Source organism: Winogradskyella costae (assembly GCF_013403865.1).
In the GTDB taxonomy this organism is placed as follows: Bacteria; Bacteroidota; Bacteroidia; order Flavobacteriales; family Flavobacteriaceae; genus Winogradskyella; species Winogradskyella costae.
The window spans coordinates 1-4093 of sequence record NZ_JABFDK010000018.1; the positions used below are offsets into that span (position 1 = coordinate 1).

Below are 4093 nucleotides of genomic sequence, written 5' to 3' on the forward strand. Positions count from 1 at the left end.
GTTTTTAGCGTTGGAATTGTGCGTTGGCAAAAACCGAAAGTGCTAAAATATGCGGCTGGTCAGTATGAAACACAACGGTTTTGTATATGATGCGTTGCGTGGTTTAGCACGTAATTTAGCAAATAAAAACCGAATAGAAAATCCGCGAGGATTTTCGTAAGTAGGCTAGTACTAGCAATGGATTATATACGTTGTTGTAGCCAGTATTTTTTCCTTAAACTACTTAATTTTACTTTGTTCTTGCACTTATTATTTTCAAAGTCAGAATAGAATTCATCTTGAAATAATTTTAGATTGTCCCAATTCGAAAAACTCTGATGGTCTTTATTTGAATAATAATCTTTATTAACTTTTAATTGTCCAATTTTTTCAAATTCCGTTTCCGATTTTTTGAAATGTTGAGCATAATACCAACTAATCTGTTCCTTTGGTTTAAACTCTTTGTTTATTTGCTGTTCAAGTCTAAATAATAGTTTTGCATTCTCAAAATCCTTTTCAGTTGGTTTTTCCGATTGTTTAATGTCAGTTACAGCAATTAAATTCAGTCCAAATTCCGTTTCTTTTTCCGATTCCAACACGAAAACTCCACAATAATCTCCATCACTTAATTTAAAAACTAAACAATCTCCTTTTTCGAAAATCGCATTTCGTGATTTTTTTACTTTTCGTTTTCGGAATGTCTTTTTTTCGTTTGATATTTTCTTTAAAAAACTATCTAAAACTTTTTTCCTTTTAGTCAAGTCAGATTGTGAAGCATCAAGTTCTTTCCACAATTCAATATCTTTTCCAGACTCGACAATATCTTTAATCCGATTAAGAACTTTTGGGTCAAGTGATTTACATTCCCATTGAGATTTTGCGATAGTTATCCAAAAATTATTTTGGTCTTCGTGAGAATCAATCAGTTCTTTATTTTCCTTAATTAACTTTTCAGTAATCGCAGAAACTTCCATTCCTTGATTATATAATTCAAAGAATTCGTAATTAATATCTTCGTAAATATCGTTTGAAGAAATTCCTGTTCCCCAAGTTCCCATAGGCGTTTCTTATATTGGCTACAACGTTGTTGTATATGGTTTGTTGCGTGTTTAAAGCAACTAATTTAGTAAATAATTACCAACCAAGAAAGTCTGCGAAGACTTTCGTAAGTAGGCGAGAAGCCAGCAATAAATTATATACGGTGTTAGCAGTTCGCCTTTATTCTATATCTTCCTTGAATTATAAATATCTAAGTCATCATCTATTTTCAAGAAAGCTAAAAATATTAACTTTAAATAAGTGAAGTATGCATATTCGTGTTTCTCAATTTCATCAGGATTTGCTTGAGTTCCATGTAAATAACTATTCCTTAAGTCTAATCCATTTGTAAACTCACTTTTATTCAAAAAATAGTTGAAATATGCTTGTTCTGGTTTAGAAAATAAAGAACTTGTAAAGTTGATTATGTTTTCTTTAGCCATTCGTTGTGCTTCTTCTTGAAAGACAATCGGATAATGATAAAATGAACCGACTTCATTTTCATATAAATCTTTTATTATTAATAAGCGTTCAAGATTTGTAATTTGGATAAAACCTTTTGTGTCAATTATTATAAAATCTTTTTCTAGAAGATAGTTCAATTGAGGTTTTTGATGTTCTTCATAGTTATTGAATTTTACTTCTTCGTTAGCTAATAAGTCAAAAAATGTTTTGTATTTATTATCTATAAACGGTTCAACATATGCTAAAAGGGTTTGGTCAGAAAAAAATATATTAGAACAATCAACCATAACTTGATTCTTCTCATTAAAATATAGATATTTTCTAGAGTTTAAACTAGGTATATCTTTTATTGTTGATGGTGAAGATGATATTTGTAAAAGTTCAAAATCAATATTTCCATTTTCAACGAAAAGTTTAAATTGTTTTAGTGTAGATTCAAATTCAGGTGCAAGTAATCTTACTTTTTCAAGATAAGAAATTGCAGTAGGAATTGAAAATCTTGCATTATTTGCAAAAGCATACTTTTCTTGAAATGATTTTGTGAAAACAAAATGAAGAATGTCTTCTAGTTTGTTGTTTAAATTATTTAAAACTCTGCCATAACATGTTATTTGAGCTTGAGATGTCATTTCAGAAAGTGAAAAAGTTATTCCTCCACTATATTCATGTTGTGAGTGTACACCTATTATTTTGTCAAATAAGCCTAATTCACTTTTCTTACTGACAAGGTTTATTCTATATTGATTATCAAGGTACTCGAATAAATAATAGAAATTTTGGAATAAAAAGTAAGGACTATTATTTTTTTTGATAAAATCTAAACTATAAGTGTAATTAGCTATTTGATTGTCATCAATAAATCCATCCTTGATTTTTTCGGCATTTTTAGGGAAGCTAATATTAACTCCATATTTCATTCCTCCTTTATCAGCGAAAAATTTATTCACTTCATTTTTATGTAAACGTTTAGCTTTAAGTCTAGTTTTATCAGAAATTTTGAAGTCAGTTTTATTTTTTACATTCTCTATTAAACCTATATAATTTAAGTTTGGATTTTTAGAATCTAAATAGTTTGAAATTATAGCTTCTTTATGCTCAATAGTTAAACTTTTAGGAATAATTTGTTTTAGGTCATTTTTAACTTCATATACTGAAATTAATATTTCAGCGGATTGTGAGTAAGTCAATAAAAAATCTTTTAAAGTGATATTGTATTTATCAACAATGTTTTTGTGAGTTAAAATTATATGAATTAAGTATGGCTCTTTTGTTAATATAATTTTAAAGTTATCTTTTGATATACGTTTAAAAACATTTTGATTATTGACTAATTCCCAAAACGAATTTGTATAGTTTTGAAGAACTTTATTATATAGTTTTATAACATTATTATCATCTATTTGGGAAATAAATTTACCTACGATTTTTCCAAATTCAGATACTTTTTGTTTAAATTTTAAGATATCTTCAGAGTTCCACTTTTTTAAATATACTTCATTATCAATGTATTTTTTGATGTTGTAAAGCTCTAAAACTTCATTAATATCATCATATGTTGATTTTGTTTTTGCTATTAAAACCTTCTCACCTTTTTGAAGTTGATGTCCACCAGCCATATCTTCTTTTGAATAAAATACAACTTTGTTTAAATCCGATTCGTGCATTTGTTTTCTGATGTTTTTTTAGGTGACTGCTAACGGTTTTGTGTATGGTTAGTTGCGTGGTTTAGCCTGTAATTTAGCAAATAAATCACAGATAGAATATTCCGCAGGAATGTTCGTAAGTCGGCAGTGAACTAGCAATTAATTATACACGGTGTTAGGGTACGTTTTTTTATAATTCTCTATTAAATTACTTAATTCAGATGGTTTCTTTTCCAAACTATCAATAGATATTATTCTTTCTTTTTCAAATGGTTTTTTGATAACTAAAAATTCATTTCTCATCCAAGACGATTCTCCGTCTGTATTTGCGTATTTAGTCAAAATATAAGTGAAACAATCAGTCCAACTTATTAAACCTTTATTTTCAATTTTTATTCCGTTTTTTGAGAGAGTAATTTGTTCAGATTGGTCTGCCATTTTCGCTAACATAAATCCAAATATAGGAATTGAAAAGACTGTAAGAATTCCGAAAATTTTTAAGAATTCTAAATTCAGGATGTTTAGCGTGTCATTTGTGAAATAATGAAAAAAATAAGCTCCGAAGAAATCCAAAAGCAAAAGATAAACAAACTTCAAATCGAATTTTTTATTTCTTAAGATTAATTCATTTGGTAAGTTATTCAGCTCTTTCGTTAAAAAAGTTGGTTTAATTTTCTCAAAGTACCTATCGTCTTTAAGATTAATTTCAATTAGTTTTTGTTGACTTTTTTTTAGTTTTTCATTGTTTCCAACATAAAGATTGCAAGTATTAACAAAATCTGGTTTTTTTTCTGTGATTTTACAAATAGGACCTTTCAGAGATTTTTTGTGATTATCACACCCAAAGCACCAATTATGTAATAAATCTATGTCGTCCATCTTAAATGTACCCTAACGGTTTGGTATATGAGTTGTTGCGTGTCTCAAGCACCTAATTTAGCAAATAAAAGACAGAAATAGAAAATCCG

3 protein-coding genes are annotated in these 4093 nt (G+C 28.0%); all 3 read right to left on the reverse strand.

Features of this window, described 5'->3' with window-relative positions:
- Positions 1-182: 182 nt before the first annotated feature.
- Positions 183-1037, reverse strand: a complete 855-nt coding sequence (locus HM986_RS17395; protein ID WP_179336314.1) for a hypothetical protein — start codon at positions 1035-1037, stop codon at positions 183-185.
- Between the two features lie 165 nt (positions 1038-1202).
- Positions 1203-3146: a hypothetical protein gene (locus tag HM986_RS17400; protein ID WP_179336315.1), complete on the reverse strand. Its 1944-nt coding sequence runs from the start codon at positions 3144-3146 to the stop codon at positions 1203-1205.
- A 138-nt stretch (positions 3147-3284) separates the two neighbouring features.
- Positions 3285-4004 carry a hypothetical protein gene (locus HM986_RS17405; RefSeq protein WP_179336316.1) on the reverse strand — a complete coding sequence of 240 codons (720 nt, stop codon included), beginning with the start codon at positions 4002-4004 and terminating at the stop codon, positions 3285-3287.
- Between the last annotated feature and the right edge of the window lie 89 nt (positions 4005-4093).